This window comes from Paenibacillus baimaensis, from assembly GCF_025567575.1.
The window spans coordinates 96,808-118,620 of record NZ_JAOQIO010000116.1; the positions used below are offsets into that span (position 1 = coordinate 96,808).

Sequence of the window (21,813 nt, forward strand, 5' to 3'; positions counted from 1 at the left end):
AAGGTGGAAACTACACAACAAGCGCTCAAGGATAAATTGATTGCCACCTTGGATTATGACCAGCTGACGAATTGTATGCGCTGCGGCTTCTGTCAGACTGCCTGTCCGACCTTTAATGAAACCGGACTTGAAGCGGCCTCGCCCCGGGGAAGGATCGCACTGATGAAGGCGGTCGCCGATGGGTTCATGGAGCCAGGTCAGCAGTTCAAGGAGCAGATGGATCTATGTCTTGGCTGTCGTGCTTGCGAGCCGGCCTGTCCATCGGATGTGAAATATGGCCAATTGATCGAGCAGGCCAGAGAATCGATAGCTACAGAAACCGAGTTCCCTTGGCATGTCAAAGCGGTTCGTACCTTATTCATGGAACGATTGTTTCCGAATCATGGTCGTATGCGGATGGTAGGCGGATTGCTTAAGCTGTACCAACGTTCCGGTATGCAGACTCTAACGCAAAAAAGCGGTGTGATGAAGCTGTTCCCCCGGCATATGCGGGAGATGGAGCAGATACTGCCGCCGGCTTCCTCCGATGGCGTTATTGCAGCGTGGGAGAAGCTGGGACTTCCGGCAGCCTGGGAGACTGCAGCCAATGGACAGCGGATTCTGGTCATTCCGCAGGTTGGTGACAAGCGAGCTCGCGTAGGCATGTTCCGCGGGTGTATCATGGATGTATTGTTTACTTCTACGAATATTAATACCGTCAAGCTGCTTTGCGAAGCAGGCTTTGAGGTTGCGATTCCTGAGGCTCAAACCTGCTGTGGTGCTCTGCATGCCCATGCCGGAGAAGCGGAGAGCGCCCGTCGTCTTGCCCGCACCAATATTGATGTATTTGCTCATGCCCAGGTAGATTATATCGCGAGCAATGCGGGAGGCTGTGGTGCCAGCTTGAAGGAATATGACCATCTGCTGCATGCGGAGGCGTCACTTGTTCCCGCTGCCAAGGATTTTGTGGACCGATTGAAGGATGTGTCAGAGCTGTTGATCGATTATGGCCGACCACTGGTATTGAAGCCGGCTGCACCTGATGCTCCCGTGAAGCTTGTAACGTATCAGGATTCATGCCACCTGCGAAATGTGATGCGGGTCAATCGGCAGCCGCGTGATTTGTTGAAGTCGATTCCCGGTGTACAGCTTAACGAGCTTCAGGGTGCGGATACGTGCTGTGGATCAGCGGGCATTTACAATCTCACACAGCCGCAAATGTCGACACAGGTGCTTGATCATAAAATGGAGCTGGTCGATCAGACCCAGGCTCAAACGATTGTTACCGCCAATCCGGGCTGCTTACTGCAAATGCAGTGGGGAATTTTGCGTTCCGAGCAAGGCCAGCATAGAAAAGCCGTGCATGTGATCGACTTTTTGGCTGAATCTGTCGATTACGAGGCAAATAAAAACAATATTTAACAATTTATTTCATTTCTACCCCTATAAAATCAGCTTGATCACCGAAATGGTCTATTATAAGTTCATGTTCAAAGAGACTACAACAGTTTTTTTGTTTCTTATGTCGAATAGAAGGGTAATGATTGATGATTATTCGATAATAAGGAAGCTGTTTAGGGTTGATTAAGCTGACATAGGATGTGAGATGTAATGATTCTATCCAACTGCAGCAGCTGCGGGAAGCTGCAGCTCCAACAAGCAGAAGCGTTATGTCTGGATTGCTTCAAGCAATTTATCGAGGATACACACACGGTAAAAAACTTTCTGAATCAAAATCCCTATGCCAATATGATGGACGTGGTTCATCAAACTGGTCTTTCCTTAAAGAAGGTCAAGGAACTGGTCAACAGGTAAGCTCTGCTCATGCAGGCGCCTGTAGACCGGTTTTTTTGTACAAAAAAGAGGACCAGGCAGGTCGAACGCTCCGACTGCCTCATCCCCTTGTGTGGACATCCCTGCTACAGCTTATGAGCTGCCTTACGTTTTGATGCATAGCATTTGCGGCACACAGGCAAGTAGCTTTCATTACCGCCAATTTGAATCTGTTCCCCTTCGAATAGGGCAACCCCATCCTTGCAGCGCATATTCATAATCGCTTTTTTATCGCAAAACCAGCAGACGGTTTTGATTTCCTCAATTTTATCTGCCATCGCCAGCAGATGATAGCTGCCTTCGAATAACACGCCCATAAAGTCGGCACGCAGGCCGTAGGCAATAACAGGGATGTCCAGCGTATCCACAATGTCTGCCAATTGCTGAACCTGAGCCTTTGTTAAAAACTGTGCCTCATCCAATAAAATACAGTTTGGCTTTTCTGTCGAGGCGAGCTCCACCATATCGATGCGATCATCAATGATAATCGCCTTTTTTTGCATCCCGATTCTTGACGTTACCGTACCGATCCCGTGTCGATCATCGACGGATGGAGTGAACAGCAATACCTTCTTGCCCTGCTCTTCATAGTTATGGACGGTTCTTAATACTTCTATAGATTTGCCGCTGTTCATGGTGCCGTATCGAAAATAAAGTTTGGCCACTGAGATAGACAGTCCTCTCCGCTGAAATATGTCCAATATCATAGCACAGGATGCCCTATAAATGTATAGGTCTATGCCTACATGGAAGCTTTCGTTAATCATTTGGAATTTAATAGGCATTTGTAGAAGGCACAAAGAAGCGATTGAATGCACAATTTATGTATCAGGATTTATTGCTCGCTTGATCACGATTTTGAGCATTTTAGCCTGCTTTTAGGGGGTCTCATGTTAGCTTTTAGCGGTTTAAGCGTAGTAAAAACCGAATATTAAGTGAAATCGTTGCGAAAAAAGATAGCTTTTTATCGAAAAAATGATATTTTTTAAATTGATATGTTAGGTCTCAGGTGTTAATATAAAACATATTATCATTTATAACGTTCGTAGAATCGGCATGATTTTGCAAGCATGGAAGTTAATCTTACAGGAAGAAAGGTTGTACAACATGAGCAGAAAAGGATTACCAGTCAAACAAGGTCTTTATGACCCACAGTTTGAGCATGATGCGTGCGGCATCGGTTTTGTAGCTAATATTAAAGGGAAGCCATCCCATGAAATTGTGGGTCAAGCGTTGAATGTGCTTTGCAATCTGGATCACCGCGGTGGCCAAGGCAGTGAAAGCAATACGGGGGATGGAGCCGGTATTTTACTGCAAATTCCACATAGCTTTTTTAAAGCGGAGCTTGCCCTTGAACATATTGAATTACCGGAGCCGGGCCAATATGGTGTCGGTATGGTCTTTCTACCACAGGATGCAGCTCAGCGTGCAGCCTGTGAGCAGGTGCTTGAGGCGCAAATCAAGGAAACCGGCCAGCGTCTGATCGGATGGAGAACGGTTCCTACTGACAACTCATCATTAGGCGTTTCCGCCGTATCGGCAGAGCCGTTCGTTCGTCAGGTTTTCATTGGATCGACAGTTGAGGCGTCGCAGGAACTGGCTTTTGAGCGTAAGCTTTTTGTCATTCGCAAGCTGACTGAAAATGCAGTTCGTGCGCTTGATCAGGAGCAGGCCTTTTATTTTGCAAGCTTGTCCAACCGTACCATTGTATACAAAGGTATGCTTACACCTGAACAGGTGGACAATTATTACCTTGAGTTGAAAAATCCGAAGTTTGAGACGGCGCTTGCGCTTGTCCATTCCCGGTTCAGTACGAATACCTTCCCGAGTTGGGAACGCGCCCATCCTTACCGCTATGTGATCCACAACGGCGAAATCAACACACTTCGCGGTAACGTGAACTGGATGCATGCGCGCCAGGCGATGTGCGATACCGATCTGTTCGGTGATGATTTCAAAAAAATTCTGCCGATTATCGATGCAGATGGCTCCGACTCCCAAATGTTTGATAACACGTTGGAGTTTTTGATGCTCTCCGGTCGTTCCTTGCCACATGCAGCAATGATGATGATTCCTGAGCCATGGTCCAAGCATGCGACGATGAGCGACGAGAAGAAGGCTTTCTACGAATACCATAGCTGCCTTATGGAGCCATGGGATGGGCCTGCAGCCATTTCCTTTACGGATGGCCGCATGATCGGTGCTGTTCTGGATCGTAACGGATTGCGTCCAGGCCGCTATTATATAACCAAAGACGATTTGATTGTACTTGCTTCCGAGGTAGGGGTACTGAACATTGCTCCTGAGCGGATTGCCAGCAAAGAACGTCTGCAGCCGGGCAAGATGCTGTTGATCGATACGGTCGCCGGACGTATTATACCGGATGAAGAGGTTAAAGCAGGGATTGTTGCTGAGCAGCCTTACCGTGCTTGGCTGGATGAGCACCTCATTTCACTTGAGGAGCTGCCACAAGCCGAAGTTGTTCCTCAGACGGACCACGCTACCGTGCTGCAGCGTCAGCAAGCGTTTGGTTATACCTTTGAGAACATTCGTAAAGTGATTGAGCCTATGGCCAAGACAGGTGTTGATCCACTTGGATCGATGGGGTATGATGCGCCGCTTGCCGTTCTTTCTGACAGACCACAGCTGCTGTACAGCTACTTCAAACAGCTGTTTGCCCAAGTAACCAACCCGCCGATCGATTCCAACTTTGAGGAGATCATTACGGCACAAGGTACAACGGTAGGTCCAGAACGCAATCTGATTCAGCCGGAACCGGAAAGCTGTCGTCAGATCCGTTTGGCTACACCGATTTTGACCAATGCTGAGCTTGCTCAATTGCGTGAGATCAAGCGTGATGGTTTTAAAACCGTAACGTTGCCGATCTTATTCAATCCAACTTCCGGAACACAAGCACTGGAAGAAGCAATGGAAGCTTTGTATACAGCTGCCGACGAGGCTATTGCTGATGGGGCTAACCTGTTCATTTTATCCGACCGTGGCGTGGATGCGAATAACGCTGCAATTCCTGCTTTGCTGGCTGTATCGGGTCTGCATCATCACTTGATCCGCGTAGGCACGCGTACCAAAGTGGGCTTGCTGCTGGAATCCGGCGAACCGCGTGAAGTGCATCATTTTGCTCTGCTGCTTGGCTACGGTGTGAGCGCAATTAATCCTTATCTGGCGATGGAAACTCTGATTGATTTGTCCAGCCAGAACAAATTGAAAGATCTCACTATCGAAAAAGCACTGTACAACTACGTGAAGGCTTCAACAAAAGGTGTCGTTAAGGTATTAGCCAAAATGGGGATTTCCACCATTCAAAGCTACCGCGGCGCACAAATTTTTGAAGCTGTTGGCTTGGATCAATCCGTGGTTGATAAATATTTTACATGGACGTATACGCCAGTGAGCGGTATTCAGATTGATACGATTGCCCAGGAAGCGATTTTACGCCATGAACGGGCTTACTCCGAGCAGGAGGGTCGTGATCGTGGACTGGATACAGGCGGAGAGCTGCAATGGCGTAAGAATGCCGAGGAGCATCTGTACAACCCGGAAACGATTCATGCACTGCAAGCGGCGGTAAGAACGAACAATTATGAGATGTACAAAAAATTTGCAGGTTTGGTACAAGGTCAAGATGAGAAATTTATGTCGCTTCGTGCTTTGTTCTCGTTCAAATCGCACCGTGAACCCATTTCTATTGATGAAGTTGAGTCGGTAGAATCATTGTTCAAACGTTTTAAAACCGGTGCGATGTCCTATGGCTCGATTTCCAAAGAGACGCATGAGGATATGGCGATTGCGATGAACCGCATCGGCGGTAGATCGAACACAGGTGAAGGCGGAGAGCATTATGATCGCTTCACTCCGGACGAGAATGGCGATTCACGCCGCAGTTCGATCAAGCAGGTTGCATCGGGCCGTTTTGGCGTAACGAGCAACTACCTGGTGAATGCGGATGAAATTCAGATCAAAATGGCGCAAGGCGCCAAGCCGGGTGAAGGCGGCCAACTTCCGGGTACGAAGGTTTATCCATGGGTAGCCGAGGTTCGCGGTGTTACACCAGGCGTAGGACTGATCTCGCCGCCACCGCATCATGATATTTATTCGATCGAGGATTTGGCTGAGCTTATTCATGATTTGAAAAATGCCAATCCGCGTGCAAGAATCAGCGTCAAGCTCGTATCCGAGGTAGGTGTCGGCACGATTGCTGCCGGTGTAGCCAAAGGTAAAGCCGATGTTGTATTGATCAGTGGCTATGACGGAGGAACGGGTGCTTCACCGCAAACAAGTATTCGTCACGCAGGACTTCCATGGGAGCTTGGTCTGGCTGAAACGCATCAAACGCTGATGCTGAACAATCTGAGAAGTCGGATTGTGGTTGAAACTGACGGTAAGCTGATGACAGGCCGTGATGTTGTGGTTGCTGCTCTACTCGGTGCCGAAGAGTTTGGATTTGCAACGACACCTTTGATTGCACTTGGCTGTATTATGATGAGAGTTTGTCATCTGGATACGTGTCCGGTCGGTGTCGCAACACAGAACCCGCGGCTTCGTGCCAAATACACTGGGGACCCTGAGCATGTGGTGAATTTCATGAACTTTGTTGCCCAGGATGCTCGTGAGCTGATGGCTGAGCTTGGATTCCGTACCATTGAAGAAATGGTGGGTCACACGGAATTTCTGGAAACGAAGCAAGCCATCGACCATTGGAAAGCCAAGGGCGTTGACTTGACACCGCTACTACACAAGCCAGAGGTTGGCGAAGATGTGGGCAGCTTCTGCTCCATGGCTCAGGATCATGGACTTGAGAATTCTTTGGATATGAAAGAGCTGTTAAGCATTTGTGAGCCTGCTCTGGAAGAGAAAAAGAACGTGCATGCGATCCTTCCGATTCATAACGTAAACCGCGTTGTTGGTACCATTTTGGGTAGTGAGGTTACGCGCCGTTATGGACGTGAGGGATTGCCGAACGATACGATCCGCATTCATTTTAATGGCTCTGCAGGTCAAAGCTTTGGAGCTTTTGTACCTAAGGGCATTACGCTCTCGCTGGAAGGCGATGCTAACGACTACGTCGGCAAAGGCTTATCTGGCGGTAAAGTTATCGTATTCCCATCCGAGCAATCGAGCTTTGCAGCGGAAGAGAACATTATTATCGGGAATGTTGCTTTCTACGGAGCAACCGATGGAGATGCTTATATTCGCGGTATGGCAGGGGAGCGCTTCTGCGTACGGAACTCCGGCGTTCGTGCAGTAGTTGAAGGTGTAGGAGACCACGGCTGCGAATACATGACGGGTGGACGTGTAGTCGTATTGGGTCCAACCGGACGTAACTTCGCAGCAGGAATGTCGGGTGGTACTGCTTATGTACTTGATGAGCATGGCACCTTCAAAGACCAATGTAACCAGGATATGGTTTATCTGGAGCAGGTTGAAGAGACCTTCGAGGCTGAGGAGCTGCGCAATATGATTCAGCGTCATGCTACCTTTACTGGAAGCTCGGTAGCTGAACGTGTCCTGAAAAACTGGGAAGAGTACGTGTGGAAATTCGTCAAGGTCATTCCGAGGGACTACAAACGGATGTTTGAAGCGATTGAACGCGTAAAACGGTCCGGTTTAAGTCAACAGGAAGCGATGCTAGTGGCGTTTGAAGAAAATATGAAGGATGTATCCCGTGTAGGCGGTAACTAATCCTTAACATCAGTAGGTTTGATAGGGTTCATGTCGTAATTTGCAAATAAGGTTTGCTTCGAGTCGGCTCCATCCTCTGTACCTTTACCGCACCTGTGTGGATAGGGGTACAGAGGATGGGCAGCTCTTGGCTCCTCGATTGAAATGACATGAACCCTTTAATCACATTAATATTTAAAGCGCTTTCACAATCCAATATGGAGGTATGGGAATGGGTAAACCAACCGGATTTATTGAATATGAGCGCCAAACACCAAGCGAGATTTCACCATTGCTGCGCATTAGTCATTGGAACGAATTTAGTGTTCCGTTATCGGAAGACAAGCTGCAAAAACAAGGTGCACGTTGTATGGACTGCGGAATCCCATTTTGTCACACAGGCACCTTGATTAGCGGCATGGCAGCTGGCTGCCCGGTCAACAACCTGATTCCCGAATGGAATGATCTCGTCTATCAAGGTGAATGGCGTGAAGCGTTGGAGCGTTTGCATAAAACGAACAATTTTCCCGAATTTACCGGTCGTGTTTGCCCAGCTCCCTGTGAAGGCTCCTGTACCGTGGGCTTGAGCGGATCACCCGTCACCATCAAGAACATTGAAAAGTCGATTATCGATAAAGGCTATGCAGAGGGCTGGGTTGTTCCCGAGCCTCCGATTATTCGAACAGGCAAGAAGGTGGCAGTAATAGGCTCAGGTCCTTCCGGACTGGCATGTGCAGCACAACTTAATAAAGCGGGTCATACCGTAACCGTCTACGAAAGAGCGGATCGGGTTGGTGGCCTCCTGATGTACGGTATTCCGAATATGAAGCTGGACAAAAAGTATGTGCAGCGTAGGGTTGACCTGCTTCGGGCAGAAGGCATTACCTTTATTACCAATACCGAGATTGGCAAGGATATTCCGGCAGCGCAGCTCAAGGAAGAGTTTGATGCCATAGTATTGTGCGGTGGTGCGACCAAAGGTCGTGATCTGAACATTGAGGGCCGTGAGCTGAAGGGTGTTCATCTTGCTATGGAATTTCTCTCCAAGAATACGAAAAGCTTGCTCGACTCCAGGCATCAGGATGGACAATTTATTTCTGCAGAAGGCAAGGATGTGATTGTGATTGGTGGTGGCGATACAGGTACAGACTGTGTAGGCACCTCAATCCGCCATAAATGTCGCAGCGTTACCCAATTCGAGATCATGCCGCGATCACCGGAAAAGCGTCCTGCTAACAATCCTTGGCCAGAATGGCCGAAGGTACTCAAAGTCGATTATGGTCAGGAAGAAGCCACACAGCTTCAGGGACAGGACCCGCGTCAATATTTAATCAATACGAAGAAATTTGTTGGTGATGAGAACGGCCATGTGAAGGAACTGCATACCGTTCTGATCGAATGGCAGCTGGATACGCAAGGTCGGTTTGTACCGGTAGAAGTGCCAGGCAGTGAAAAGGTATATCCGGCGCAACTGGTTATGCTTGCGATGGGCTTTATGGGTCCAGAGTCCACGGTGCTTGATCAGTTGGGAGTTGAAAAAGACGCACGCTCCAATGCCAAGGCCGATTACGGCAAGTATGCCACCAATGTAGAAGGTGTATTTGCGGCTGGAGATATGCGGCGCGGCCAAAGCCTGGTCGTATGGGCGATTAATGAAGGACGCGAGGCTGCCCGCGAATGTGATCGGTTCCTGATGGGATCATCGAATTTGCCGTAATGACCATATTTGATCGAACAGGAACGTTTATCGGTAACGATGAACGTTTCTTTTTTTCATGTCAGCGTAATAGACTAGTTAAGGACCTGGGCCGGTTTAGTTCCAATGACTCTAGTCCGGAATTAAATAAATGTGCTAAGGTGTATCCAATAAAACACGCAGGAGGCGGATTTATGTTAACGGAAGAAGAGAAAACAATCGCGTTACTATCACACGTGTTATGCCTGGTTGGAGGCTTTCTTGCCCCGCTGATCATTTGGCTGCTTAAAAAGGATCAATCAGCCTACATAGCCGAGCATGCGCAGGAATCACTTAATTTTCAAATATCGGTCTTGATTTATTCTACTGTTGCCGGATTCTTGTGCATTATTTTTATCGGCTTTGTGCTGCTGCCTTTGATCGGTATTGCCGCTCTGGTTCTCATCATTGTGGCAACGCTCAAAGCCTATAAAGGGGAAATGTACCGTTATCCTCTTACGATTCGTCTGATTAAGTAACTGAGATCGAGAGGCTGATCCCTTCTTATACCCCCTTTAATCGAAGGCTGGCGGCGAATACTATTTTATGCCAAGTTAAGTTTAAGGAATCTGGAGGGATCAGGCGAATGTCTTTTTCACCAACACTTGCACTCAAGAATAGCCTCGACGAAAACTGGGTCCAACTCATGATCGCGGCTCGCAGCATGGGTATTTCCAAACAAGAAGTGTTACTTTGTATCCGACAATTACAGAAACAAAATAAACGTAAAGCCAGATGAGCATTAGGAAAAGCCAAGTCCATACCTACCTTGTTAACACGAAGCGTTTATCGCTTGCTGTGTTATTTTTTTTGTCCACACAGCTACAGAGTGGGGGAAATATGGTAAAATAATTAAAAGCGTTTCAGTCAGTAGATAGGGGAGTAGCTGCGATGTTAGGCAAAAGAGTCAAGCAATTACGTCTGGAAAAAGGATACTCGTTAACCGAGTTAGCTGATAGGGCAGGTGTTGCAAAGTCCTATCTGAGTTCAATTGAAAGGGATATCCAATCCAACCCATCCATTCAATTTCTTGAGAAGATTTGCGCTGTACTTGAGGTTCCCATGGAAACGTTCTTGCATAATAAAACCACTCCCCAAGAGGAACTTGATGAGGAGTGGCTGAAGCTCGTGCGAGAAGCTATGGCATCGGGAATTAGCAAAGAGCAGTTTCTGGAGTTTCTACAATACAATAAATGGCGTAAAGATAATCAGCAATAAGGATACGGTGCAGCACTAGCACTTACTTTTGACCTAACGATTGATAGGCTTGCTGCATCAGCTTATAGCTTTGCTTGACACGTTCGACATAAGTCACTTGATCCCAGGGTTTCCAACTGTAAATCGGCAGTTGGGAAACCGGATAGCTTCTGGTGCCTTCCAAACCGGTAATCTTGCCTGTAGCACGATTGACAATCCATGGAACAAGACGAATACCCTCTGTAGGCTGTGCAAACAACCTTTTCTCCTTATCCTCGTAGCTGATGACCTGCAGTGAGCTAGGGTCCGTGAAGCCAAGCAGCATCCAGGGAATTCTGACCTCAATCGTATCTCCTTGTGCTTGCCACATGGATAACGAATTATATTGTGGCGAATCTGGATTCGTAGTGCCGCGTCGTAATGCCCCAACAGAAACCTCTTCAAAAGGACCGTATTTCTTGGAATCAGGAGGACTGAATTCCAGACCAACTGCCAGCTTCCAAGTATTAAATACCCCCGAATCGTCAACGAATTCCTCCGGTGTCCAAGCCTTCATCCCATATTGCTTTCCATATACCCGAGTATGCATATCATAATTAGATGCGATCCGCACATCGGACTCGCCGTCCTTACCTAATACAATCAATGCTTCCAAGCCTTCATCGAGCGTTTTATCGCCTAGCTCTTTGGCATGTTTGTTTCCTCCAGGCAGTGTATCTACGCCAAGGTATAATAGCTCTCGCTCTGGATCAAATGGCTGCTCCAATTTGGCATTAATATAGACATACGCTTCGTCATGTGTCATCGTGATTTCTTTCAAGCCGGGATAGGATATATCCAGCTTCTGCTTGTCTGACGATTTCAACGCATCCCAATCACGGGTGGCGCCATCGATAATAAGCGGACCATCCTTGGAGGACAGCATGGCGAGCAGTCCAAAATGCTGCTCATTAGTCAATACATTGTGCCATAGCTTACGCCGAGTCGCTGGAATTTCAAAATGCATCGTGTTCCAGGTGCGTTTAAACCATTCATCCTGCCAGGAAAATACCGCTGCTCCCGCCATGCCTTCACTATAAATATCCTGCAGCAAAGAGGCGTCAATTTGGCCTTGCTCCTGTTCGTCATGACCGCCTTGGTCGCGCCCCATCGATCCAAGATGGGCAACACCCATGGAAGAGGGGACACCGAATTCGCTAATGATAACGGGCATGCCTGCATGATAGGCTTTCAGCTTACGGAGATAGCTTTTGTAGGTATTAGCCGTACCATCTGCTTCACGAACATCCTGCAGCGTATCATCCAATCGAAAGAAATCGGGGTAATACGGATAAGCATGAAAAGTGGCAAAGTAACCGGCCGCCCAGTCCTTGACCTGAAGATGTGTCGCATCCACACTGACCATATCCTCTTCGATCAGAACCTCACCAGGGTGGGTCAGCGGATCGGTCGTTACCCAATTCGTAAAAGCAAGTGGGTGTTTCCAACCGAATGGAGCTTCCGCATTGGCAAGATGATCCAGCATTTCTGCCAGCCAGTTCTCGAATGGATTTGCTTGAGGCTTGGCAGACAGGTAAGTACCGATAAAATCTTTTTTATCCTTATGTTGTTCATTCGTATTTTTCACCATTGCCGGGTCCCACTCGGTCCCGATATGCCAGCCCAGCAGGTAAGGACCTGCATTGGACCGATAAATGCCACTGGCTTGCCCAAAGTGCTCAGGGATATCAATGCTTCCATACACCGCCCCAACAGCATCAGTGATCTCACTTTTAAAACGATTGTAGATTTGTTCGATATAGGCATCCTTCTTTTCAATCAGCTCTTCTTCCGGGGTCCATATTCCTTGTATGAAATAGAGTGGTTTCTCGGCATGCTGTTGATTGTATTCGACCAGTGCATCGTAGAAGACTGGCTTCAGAATCGTATACACCCGGATTGTATTCGCACCCATGTCCTGAATCTGGGCGAACCATCGCAGATAGTGATCCTTCGTGATTGGAAGATCCCCGGGGTCGTATCCTGGGAGGGCAGCACCCAGATTAACCCCTTTGACAAAGAAGGGGGTCCAGGCTTGCTGATCATACAGTTCGATATGATCCTGCTGTGTACGGAATTTTAAGTGAGTTCCGTCGGCGGCCAGAACAGTCTCCACTTTTTTGGCGGGCCAATAATGCCAGATGAGGTAACTCACAACAAGTCCTATGAGTATACGGATCAGCCATTTGGCGTATACGGTTGTTTTCGCATCCATATCGGGTGTGCTCCTTTAACTCATTATGCTAGCAGCCGGTGAATTCGGGCCTCCAGCTCAATGGGGGAAAATGGCTTTGTAAGGATATCTGAGACTCCCAGGTCAAAGCATTTGCTGAACTCCTGCTCGAGTCCGAGATCGGTAAGCACCATGATTTTGCATTGGTTTTTTAATGTGCGAGATTGGCGAATTCGATGAATTAACTGATAACCGTCAAGTGCGGGTAGATTGAGTTCTGTAATCACCAGGTCTGGTGGCGTTTCATTAATTAATTGGAGACCTTCCATACCGTCCTGAGCTGGGCGAACATCATAGCCTCGGTGACTAAGTCGTGCTGACAGGAAATCGAGCAGATCGGTATTTTGATCAATCATAACAATAGAGGATGCGGTCTCGACTTGAATATGACGATGAAATACACGGATTTCGCGATCTACCGTATCCTGATTATTGGTCATAGCGATCATTTCTGACATTGCGGGTGCATTCAGCACTGCACTTTCAGGAAAGCTGGCTGCGGTTATAGGTCCGGTCAAGAGGCCTGACTGCTGTAAGATATCCTTGATGGACAGGGAAAGGAAGTGTGTATGGGCGAGAGGTTGCCCGGGTAATACAACAACGAGAAGTGATTCCCTGGGTTCATAGCTCATTAGGATGTTAAGCGTCGTATCCTCCATACTGATTCGTGTCTCCAAATCCTGCATCTCGATCAATCCTGGATTACTGATATGTGCGAGGATGAGACCGCATTTGGCCTGCCCGGAAGCTGGCAGCTGCTCGGTGACCTGCTCATATAGATGGTAAGATAAATCGTTATGGATGATAGCTGACATATTCATAATGGGAACACTCCTTTTGATTATGGTTGGGCATATAGGTTACATAACAGTCGCTTTGGACGATTGTCCTGGTGATAGCTGCGTCTGAGGTAGGGGCTTCTCAGTGACATCCTCTTTCCAGCTGCGACGTACCATGGTGCCCCAGCTGTTATTACGGCGCAGGAAGTCTGCATGACCCTGCAGCTTCCACAGTGCATTCATTTGGTCATAACCGATAGTCATCAGCATCGAATACCCAATGATTTTCCAAATGTCAGTGGTTTGTGTGCTGCGTTTAAAAGCAATTTCCTCGATGATGAGCGACCCGGTCGTGAACAACAGACTGATAAGCAGATTGATCAATATAAAAGCTAACAAAATCGGCCATTGCGTCATATTCATCACCACATAAGCAAGTAGTGCGACCAAGCCTGAGAGCTTAATAAACGGACTTAACGTTTCGTACAAGATGGTGTAGGGCAGGGCTAGCCATCCGATGATTTTATATTTGGGCACGAACAGCATCGCTCTAAAATGAATAACATTCCACAAATTACCTCGAATCCAGCGCTTTCGCTGTGATCCAAGTATGCTTAACGTATCCGGTGCCTGTGTCCAGCACACCGCATCAGGGCAAAAAAGAATCCGGTAAGGCAGCCCTTGCTGAAGCATATAACGGTGCAGCTTCATGACGATATTCATGTCTTCACCCGGACAATCCGCCTCATATCCACCGACTTCAACCAAATAGTCTTTACGAAATAAACCAAAAGCTCCTGATACGATCAACAGACCGTTTAAGGCACTCCAGCCGATGCGTCCTCCAAGGAAGGCTCTCATATATTCTACATATTGCATAGCCGGCAATGATTTACGGGATAAGCGATGTTTGGTCACACGCCCACCCTGTATCGTACTGCCATTCGCAATCCTCACATTTCCTCCAATAGCGATGTGCTGCTCCGGATTTTCCATATACAGCTGGACCAAACGGATCAGCGCATCCTTTTCTAGCATCGAATCAGCATCTATGGTAGCAACCAATGGATATTGGGCTACATTGATACCGGCATTAAGCGCGTCGGCCTTGCCACCGTTCTGTTTGTTGATGACGACCAGCTTGGGGTACTGCGGATTGTGATAAATTTCTTCTATAGACTTCGATTGCACAAGGCTGCGGATGGAGCTTGGACGGATCCTTGTGAGCTGAAATTCATCCACCAGCACCTGCAGGGTGCTATCCTGAGAGCCATCGTTAATAACGACGACTTCGTATTGGGGGAATTCCAGTGCCATCAAGGAACGGACATTATCAATGATGGTCAGTTCCTCATTGTAGGAAGGGACGAGAATGGAAACAGGTGGTACATGCTCTGAGCCTGATAATTCGCGAAATCGTGAATACATCGTGCTTTTGATCTGTGTCCGCATCCGCTGTGATGAAAGTGCCATAATCAAAAAATACAATAAGCTGGAACCTGCGATCAGGAAGGTGGCGAACAGCCCATATTCTAGTAAAAAAGCTCTCATCTCGTTCTCCTTTCTACGAACTGATTCGCAGTTGTGTCACATTGCGGTCAACATAAGACGCATTGAACATTTTTTCATACAGGTGGGAACATTCATTGAAATATAGAAGCTGCCTGATGTCTTGGGCGGCCAAAGACTCCGCCGATTCCATATGTTCATGTATGGCAGCTCTGGCCATATCACGATGCAGCTCTTCATCAGCAGCCATAGCAGCTTCACACATGGCTTGGAAACCGTTCATACCCAGCTTGGACAAGCTTGCAATAGCGTGATGACGTACCCACCACTCGGAATCCAACATGGCGTGTTTCAACATATCTGTGAAATCGCCAACAGGCTGCTGGCCTGCGACTTTTACTGCTGCAACCCGGATCTCCCAATCCGAATGCTGCATAAAAGCAAGAAGCTGATCCGGTAGCAGCAAATGAGTGTACTGGAGCAGCAGCTTGGAGGCTTTAACACGTACCTCTTTGTGCTCCGATTGGACAAGGCTGTTCAGATAAGGAATGGCCTCAGGTACATTACGCCCAGAAAGTCCGACCAAAGCAACGATGATCAGGTCTTCCTCCTGAGTCAGCAGCATTTCCAGAAAGACAGGGATTGGATCCAAGGTGGATGAACCTATGATATCCATGATCAAATGCTGGCTCTGCGGGTGATGCTTGACTAGTCTCAATATGAGCTTGCGCAATTCACCTGGCTGCTGTGCGCATTTGGCAGCCGCGCGGCCGATCACAAAAGCAGTGGATTCATCCGTTTCGCGTTCCAGAAGGGAAAGCAACTCGCTTGTACATGTTTTGGCTCGCATAACACCAAGATGATATACGGCATCTATGCGTTCCCAGTGTATATGGCTATGCAGACGATTGCGATTTAGCTCGACAAGCCCCATTTGCTCGCATAATTCACTTAGCTTATCGCGGTGTGAACCCTCAAGCACCTCGATCCATTCCAATAGTTTTTGTTGTATGGCTTTGAGTTCATTGATGGTAAGCTTACCGGGTGGAGGTAATAATGCCTCCGGGCTGTCCATATTGATGCTGAGATATTGGAAATACTCCTGATGTTGGAGCAAACATGCAGCGGTTTGCTGGTCTAAGGAAAGGCTCCTTGCACGTAATGTGAACAAGATAACAAGCATTACCATAATGAGTAATCCGAGTATCGATGTTATCACAATCATGGGTTGCAATGAATTCGTGAGCATCCAGGCATCTCCTTCCGCTAGTTATTCAGTCAGCTTTATCACATCACCTATTCGACGGTAACGCTTTTGGCTAAATTTCTTGGTTTATCGACATCATTGCCCCGAGCCAAGGCTGCATAATAAGCAAGCAGCTGTAAAGGAATAATGGCAATAGCCGGTGCTAGCAGAGCATCTGTACGAGGCACATAAATGACTTCATCAGCTGCCTGGGCAAGCTCCATATTACCTTCGAAAGCGACCCCGATCACATAAGCGCCGCGTGCCTTGACCTCTCGAATATTACTGATGGTTTTCTCAAGCACAACTTCCTGCGTAGCCAGCGCAATGACCGGCGTTCCATCTTCAATTAAGGCCAGTGACCCGTGCTTCAGCTCACCGGCTGGATAAGCCTCTGAATGAATGTAAGATATTTCTTTTAGTTTCAGTGAGGCTTCCATGGCTATCGTATAATCGAGTCCGCGACCGATGAAATAAAGATCATGGTAACCTGCAATGTGTTCGGCTATCTGTTCAATCTGTGTCATATGCCCAAGCATATTTTGCACCTGATCCGGAAGCTCTTTGATTTGTGTCAGCAGTTGCGCGCGTGCAGCCAGGTCCATAGAGCCAATGCTTTGACCTATGTACAATGCCAGTAAATAGAAGGCTATTAGTTGGGAGGTGTAAGCTTTTGTAGAAGCTACTGCGATTTCGGGCCCTGCCCATGTCATTAACAGATGGTCGGCTTCTCGCGCTACTGAACTGCCAACAACGTTGGTAATCGCCAGTACCCGGGCACCGCTCAGCTTGGCCTCGCGAATTGCCGCTAACGTATCGGCGGTTTCTCCGGATTGACTGACAGCGATGACGAGTGTATGTTCCTGAATAATGGGCTGACGGTACCGATATTCAGAAGCTACATCGATCTCGACGGGGATTCGTGTCATCCGTTCGATAATGGATTTACCGACACATGCTGCGTGGTAGGCGGTTCCGCAGGCAACAATCTGAATATGTTTAATTTCACGAATATGTTCAGGATTCATCATCATATCGGGCAGTGTTATACTTTGGCTATCCTCATCAATCCGCCCACGAAGTGTGTCCCGATATGCACGAGGCTGTTCCTCAATTTCTTTTAACATAAAATGATCATAACCATTTTTTTCTGCCATCAAAATGTCCCAGTCGATATAAAGCAGCTGCTTGGCGATAAAGTTCCCTTCCAATGTCATTAATTCAACGCTTTCCCGTGAAAGCACAGCCATTTCTCCATCACCCAATACATATACATTCCGCGTATGCTCCAAGATAGCCGGTATGTCCGAGCCGATAAAATTCTCACCCTCGCCTACACCAATAATCAAAGGACTTGCCAAGCGAACGGCAATCAATTTATCTGGCTCATGCTCAGATAACACGACAATGGCGTAAGCACCTTTAATTCGGGCTACCGCTTGCTGCACGGCTTGGATCAAGTTGTCTTTATAGTAATGGGCAATGAGGTGGCAGATGACTTCTGTGTCCGTTTCCGATAGGAAGTGGTGACCAAGCTGCTCGAGCTCTTCTTTTAGAACCATATGATTCTCAATAATACCGTTGTGTACAACCGATATTTTCTTTTCGTTATCTGCATGTGGGTGAGAGTTCGTATCCGAGGGCTTGCCGTGTGTTGCCCAACGTGTGTGGCCTATCCCAGCGTAACCAGTCAATGGGTAGTCTGCGAGCCGTGATTCCAGCTCGCAAACTTTGCCTTTAGCTTTACGAATATGAAGACCCTGAGCAGTTTGTACAGCAACTCCCGCAGAGTCATAACCACGATACTCCAATTTTTTCAAACCTTCGAGCAATATAAGCTGTGAGTCCCTGTTTCCTATATATCCGACAATACCACACATATTTATGATTCCTCCTTAGTTCCTTTTTGACCAGCTTACCTTGTGGTGACAACAAGTACCATTACCCATTATTCTTAATAACGAACATTAAAATGGATTATAACGCAAATTTATCGAAAATAAAAATGTTTGAACTTGGATTAGTTCGGTTTAAAGAACAATATCCTAGTTATTTCGCCGATATACTCCACAAAACTCCATAATACCGTTCTTTATAACAGAATATTTGTTCGTTATAATGAATTTCAGAACGAATGCGATTGTATTCGCTTATCTTGAACGAACAAAGGAGAATTCAGTTATGGCGCCTACCAAAGCAGATATTAAGCTTAAGGAAGAGGTGAACAAACCGTTTCTCGGGATGTTCTTTACGTTAATGCGGCCTAAACAGTGGACCAAAAATGTGCTCGTATTCGCGGCTTTGATCTTTTCAATTAGAATCGCCAATGTGGATATGCTGGGGCAAGCTTTCACTGGATTCATATTGTTCTGCCTCGTTTCCAGCTGCGTGTATATCCTGAATGATTATGTAGATCGTGATCGGGATCGCATGCATCCCGAGAAGAAGAACCGGCCATTGGCTTCAGGTGCTTTGAATCCGCAGATGGCACTGGCATATGGAATTGTTTTGTTGGCGGCCAGTTTTTTTGCTGCTTTTCGCTTTCATCCACCTTTTGGATTTGTACTGCTGCTGTATTTTGTCCTGAATGTTCTGTACTCGTATCGTCTTAAGCATGTGGTTATCCTTGATCTATTGATCGTGGCTTCTGGATTTGTGCTGAGGGCTGTTGGTGGGGGGCTCGTCATTGGGGTTCCATTAACACCCTGGTTTCTAGTATGCACGCTTTTGCTTGCGCTTTTCTTGGCGATTAGTAAGCGAAGGCATGAATTGGTTTTGTTGAAATCAGATAAAGGCGACCACCGCCATGTACTGGAGTATTATTCGATGGATTTACTGAATCAGATGAACGCTATTGTTACGACAGCGACAATTATGAGTTATGCACTGTTCACCTTCACTTCCGGACATACGATCCATCTGATGTGGACGTTGATATTGGTGCTGTATGGTATTTTTCGATATTTGTATCTGATTCATGTGGAAGGCAGGGGTGGGAAGCCGGATAAGCTCCTTTTGGAAGATAGACATATTTTAGTGACGGTTGTGCTGTATGCGATATCGGTGATGTTCATTCTGATGGTTTTCGATAAATAAACGGCAATGGGGGAGCAGGTATGAAGTACATAGAGTTGATAGCCTCCATTGTGCTGGGCGCTGTGGGACAAGTGCTGATGAAGTGGGGGATAGAATCGTTGAAGGCGGGTGACACGATTACGGTAACAGGATTTGGCTTACTTCGTGCTTGGCCTGTGGCAGCGGGCTTGGCTAGTTATGGTCTCAGCTCGATATGCTGGCTGCTTGCGTTAAGGAAGTTTCCGTTAAGCACGGCGTACCCGATGGTTAGCTTGGGTTATGTACTCGTGATGCTGATGAGTGTCTGGTTGTTTCATGAAACGATATCGATGCAAAAATGGCTTGGAGCAGCCGTTATTTTGGCTGGCGTTGCATTGATAGCCCGTTCAGGAGGGTGATATTGATGAGCTTAGATGCAGGGTACCTGTATCCGGTTTTGCCATTTGCTGCCTGGCTGTGCTCAGGTACGCTAAAATATGTGATTAATCGTCTGCGTTATGGTGTTGATGCCAGACAGCATATCGGTAATGGAGGATTTCCAAGTACCCATACGTCGGTGATTTCCTCGATCACGCTATTCATCGGCTTTGAGCATGGCTGGGGTACACCGTTATTCGGTTTGGCTGCAGCTATAACCTATATTGTGATGATTGATGCAGTTGGCATTCGCCGTGCTGTTGGCGAGAATGCGCGTTGGATTAACACATTAGCTGATGGAAAGGTACATTTACGCGAAAAGCAGGGGCATACACGTATGGAAGTGGCGGGAGGTTTGGCGGTCGGACTGCTGCTGGCATGGGCCGCTTCGAGCATGCTGTAATTCATGTTGAAAGGTGGAAAGTATATGAAAAATCGGTTGATAGCAATAAGTATGGTTAGCGGATTGACACTACTGACAGTAACCGTAGGTTCCTTGATCGTGCCTTCGCTATTGTTCATGCTCGGTATTTCTATAACGGCTCTACACATTTGGCCTGTTGTGGCATTGTCTGTCGGTATGGCGTGGATGGCAGCGAAGATGCTTCAGGTGGAACGACCAGGTCGTCTGTTAGGGGAAGCCTTGGCTGTTTCTATTTTATTATTCGTTGTATGCTTTTGGATTAGCGGTAGCTTTTACGATCTGTCCTATGATGGTCAAGCCTATCATCAAGAGTCGGTTATTTATTTGGCGAACGGCTGGAATCCTGTGTATGACGAAGCATTGAATGTATCAACCGGACATTCCCTGTGGATCAATCATTATGGAAGGGCATCGGAGATCGCTTCGGCAGTCATGTATGCAGCAACCGGCTTGATTGAGCATAGCAAGGTATTCAACCTGCTGATGATCGTTGCATCCTTCCTGCTCAGCATGTCAGCACTGCTGGCGTTGAGACCGGATCAAACTAAACGTGCTATCATCGTTGCCGCATTGCTTGCATTGAATCCGGTAAGTGTATACCAAGTATTCAGTTATTATGTGGACGGATTGTTAGCTTCAGTTCTATTATGTTTGGTGGCTTTGGCTTGCTTGATCTTTGCCAGACCGGGATGGCTACTGCTCAGTGCTTACTCGGCCCTGATGATTTTTGCAATGAATATTAAGTTCACTGGGATCGCCTATGCAGGTGTATTGACGCTCGGGTTGCTGGTAGCGTTATACATGAGTGAGCAGTTCGGGCGTTTGAAGCAGATGTTTATGATAGCGGCAGTGGGTGGATTGATTGGTATGTTTCTCATTGGGTATAACCCCTATGTCACTAATACCCTTGCGAAGGGGAATCCGTTCTATCCGTTGGCGGGTGCAGGGGCTGTCGATGTGATCGAGGACTTCATTCCACGAAACCTGGAGTCGATGAATCGATTTGAGCAGGCCGTGAATTCTAATTTTTCCGTCATGGCGGGTAATACCTCGGAGAAGACCCCTACGCAGATCAAACTGCCATTTACGTTCACAGAGCGCGAGTTGATTGCCTTGAGTGCACCGGACGCGGCGGTTTCTGGCTTTGGTCCGTTATTCAGTGGTGTGCTGCTGCTCTCTCTCATTCTGCTGGCACTTGGCTTTCACTATCGTAAAGGGGCGGCCATGGCTGCTATTGGGTTGATCGTCATACTAGCCATCTCGGCCTTTGTTAATCCGGTTGCCTGGTGGGCTCGCTACGTACCGCAGTTTTGGATCATTCCGCTCATTTGTGTGTGGCTTGGCTTTAGTATTAAAGGAAATCGAGTTGTAACGGGGGCAAGCTGGCTCTTAATAGCGGTTATTTCGATCAATACGGTAATCGTAGGCAGTACCTATACGTATTATCAATATACGTGGAACCAGACGCTGCGCGAGCAGCTCTCAGAAATACAATCGGCCCAGCTGCCCGTTAAGGCAGATTTTACGTACAGCTGGTCCAATCGGGAAAGGCTCACCAAGCTCGGTATCGCGTTCGTAGAGGAACGCCCTCTGAAATGTGAGGACAAGCTGACTTTGACTCACTCAGGAACATCGATTTGCATGCATCCGTAATTCAAAAGTAACGGT

16 protein-coding genes are annotated in these 21,813 nt (G+C 47.4%); 10 read left to right on the plus strand and 6 right to left on the minus strand.

Annotated features, from left to right (window positions below; genetic code table 11):
• Positions 1–3: 3 nt before the first annotated feature.
• Positions 4–1,401 (plus strand): (Fe-S)-binding protein, encoded by a 1,398-nt coding sequence (locus OB236_RS34820; RefSeq protein WP_262688156.1) that lies wholly within the window; start codon positions 4–6, stop codon positions 1,399–1,401.
• Between the two features lie 189 nt (positions 1,402–1,590).
• Entirely contained in the window at positions 1,591–1,794 is a 204-nt protein-coding gene (locus OB236_RS34825) for a hypothetical protein (protein ID WP_076231268.1), read from the plus strand.
• Between the two features lie 104 nt (positions 1,795–1,898).
• Here OB236_RS34825 and OB236_RS34830 read toward each other — a convergent pair whose 3' ends face one another.
• A complete protein-coding gene (locus tag OB236_RS34830; RefSeq protein WP_262688157.1) occupies positions 1,899–2,477 on the minus strand; it encodes a thymidine kinase in 579 nt (192 codons plus the stop codon).
• A gap of 442 nt (positions 2,478–2,919) precedes the next feature.
• Between OB236_RS34830 and gltB the strand changes: the two genes are divergently transcribed.
• The 4 genes from gltB (at position 2,920) to OB236_RS34850 (ending at position 10,444) form a co-directional block, all read left to right on the plus strand.
• Positions 2,920–7,512 (plus strand): glutamate synthase large subunit, encoded by a 4,593-nt coding sequence (gltB, locus tag OB236_RS34835; RefSeq protein WP_262688158.1) that lies wholly within the window; start codon positions 2,920–2,922, stop codon positions 7,510–7,512.
• A 211-nt stretch (positions 7,513–7,723) separates the two neighbouring features.
• Complete coding sequence (locus tag OB236_RS34840; protein WP_262688159.1) at positions 7,724–9,208, plus strand: glutamate synthase subunit beta; 1,485 nt, start codon at positions 7,724–7,726, stop codon at positions 9,206–9,208.
• A 173-nt stretch (positions 9,209–9,381) separates the two neighbouring features.
• The gene (locus OB236_RS34845) at positions 9,382–9,705 is read left to right on the plus strand and encodes a DUF4870 domain-containing protein (RefSeq protein ID WP_076231277.1); all 324 of its coding nucleotides are present in this window, start codon (positions 9,382–9,384) and stop codon (positions 9,703–9,705) included.
• 412 nt (positions 9,706–10,117) lie between these two features.
• Positions 10,118–10,444, plus strand: coding sequence for a helix-turn-helix domain-containing protein (locus OB236_RS34850; RefSeq protein ID WP_076231280.1), 327 nt, complete (start codon positions 10,118–10,120; stop codon positions 10,442–10,444).
• 22 nt (positions 10,445–10,466) lie between these two features.
• On the opposite strand, the gene OB236_RS34855 is transcribed toward OB236_RS34850, so the two are convergent.
• From OB236_RS34855 to glmS, 5 genes are read right to left on the minus strand one after another with little or no spacing between them, the layout of a single operon-like run.
• Entirely contained in the window at positions 10,467–12,677 is a 2,211-nt protein-coding gene (locus OB236_RS34855; RefSeq protein ID WP_262688160.1) for a glycoside hydrolase 5 family protein, read from the minus strand.
• A gap of 23 nt (positions 12,678–12,700) precedes the next feature.
• The gene (locus OB236_RS34860; RefSeq protein WP_262688161.1) at positions 12,701–13,516 is read right to left on the minus strand and encodes a response regulator transcription factor; all 816 of its coding nucleotides are present in this window, start codon (positions 13,514–13,516) and stop codon (positions 12,701–12,703) included.
• A 39-nt stretch (positions 13,517–13,555) separates the two neighbouring features.
• The gene (locus tag OB236_RS34865; RefSeq protein WP_262688162.1) at positions 13,556–15,025 is read right to left on the minus strand and encodes a glycosyltransferase family 2 protein; all 1,470 of its coding nucleotides are present in this window, start codon (positions 15,023–15,025) and stop codon (positions 13,556–13,558) included.
• Positions 15,026–15,038: 13 nt separating this feature from the next.
• Entirely contained in the window at positions 15,039–16,232 is a 1,194-nt protein-coding gene (locus OB236_RS34870; protein WP_262688163.1) for a HEAT repeat domain-containing protein, read from the minus strand.
• A gap of 47 nt (positions 16,233–16,279) precedes the next feature.
• Positions 16,280–18,109 carry a glutamine--fructose-6-phosphate transaminase (isomerizing) gene (glmS, locus tag OB236_RS34875; RefSeq protein ID WP_262688164.1) on the minus strand — a complete coding sequence of 610 codons (1,830 nt, stop codon included), beginning with the start codon at positions 18,107–18,109 and terminating at the stop codon, positions 16,280–16,282.
• A 301-nt stretch (positions 18,110–18,410) separates the two neighbouring features.
• Between glmS and OB236_RS34880 the strand changes: the two genes are divergently transcribed.
• From OB236_RS34880 to OB236_RS34895, 4 genes are read left to right on the plus strand one after another with little or no spacing between them, the layout of a single operon-like run.
• Positions 18,411–19,325: a decaprenyl-phosphate phosphoribosyltransferase gene (locus OB236_RS34880; RefSeq protein ID WP_262688165.1), complete on the plus strand. Its 915-nt coding sequence runs from the start codon at positions 18,411–18,413 to the stop codon at positions 19,323–19,325.
• Positions 19,326–19,345: 20 nt separating this feature from the next.
• Positions 19,346–19,702: an SMR family transporter gene (locus OB236_RS34885; RefSeq protein WP_262688166.1), complete on the plus strand. Its 357-nt coding sequence runs from the start codon at positions 19,346–19,348 to the stop codon at positions 19,700–19,702.
• 5 nt (positions 19,703–19,707) lie between these two features.
• Positions 19,708–20,124, plus strand: coding sequence for a divergent PAP2 family protein (locus OB236_RS34890; RefSeq protein WP_262688167.1), 417 nt, complete (start codon positions 19,708–19,710; stop codon positions 20,122–20,124).
• A gap of 24 nt (positions 20,125–20,148) precedes the next feature.
• Positions 20,149–21,798, plus strand: a complete 1,650-nt coding sequence (locus tag OB236_RS34895; RefSeq protein ID WP_262688168.1) for a hypothetical protein — start codon at positions 20,149–20,151, stop codon at positions 21,796–21,798.
• Positions 21,799–21,813: the final 15 nt, after the last annotated feature.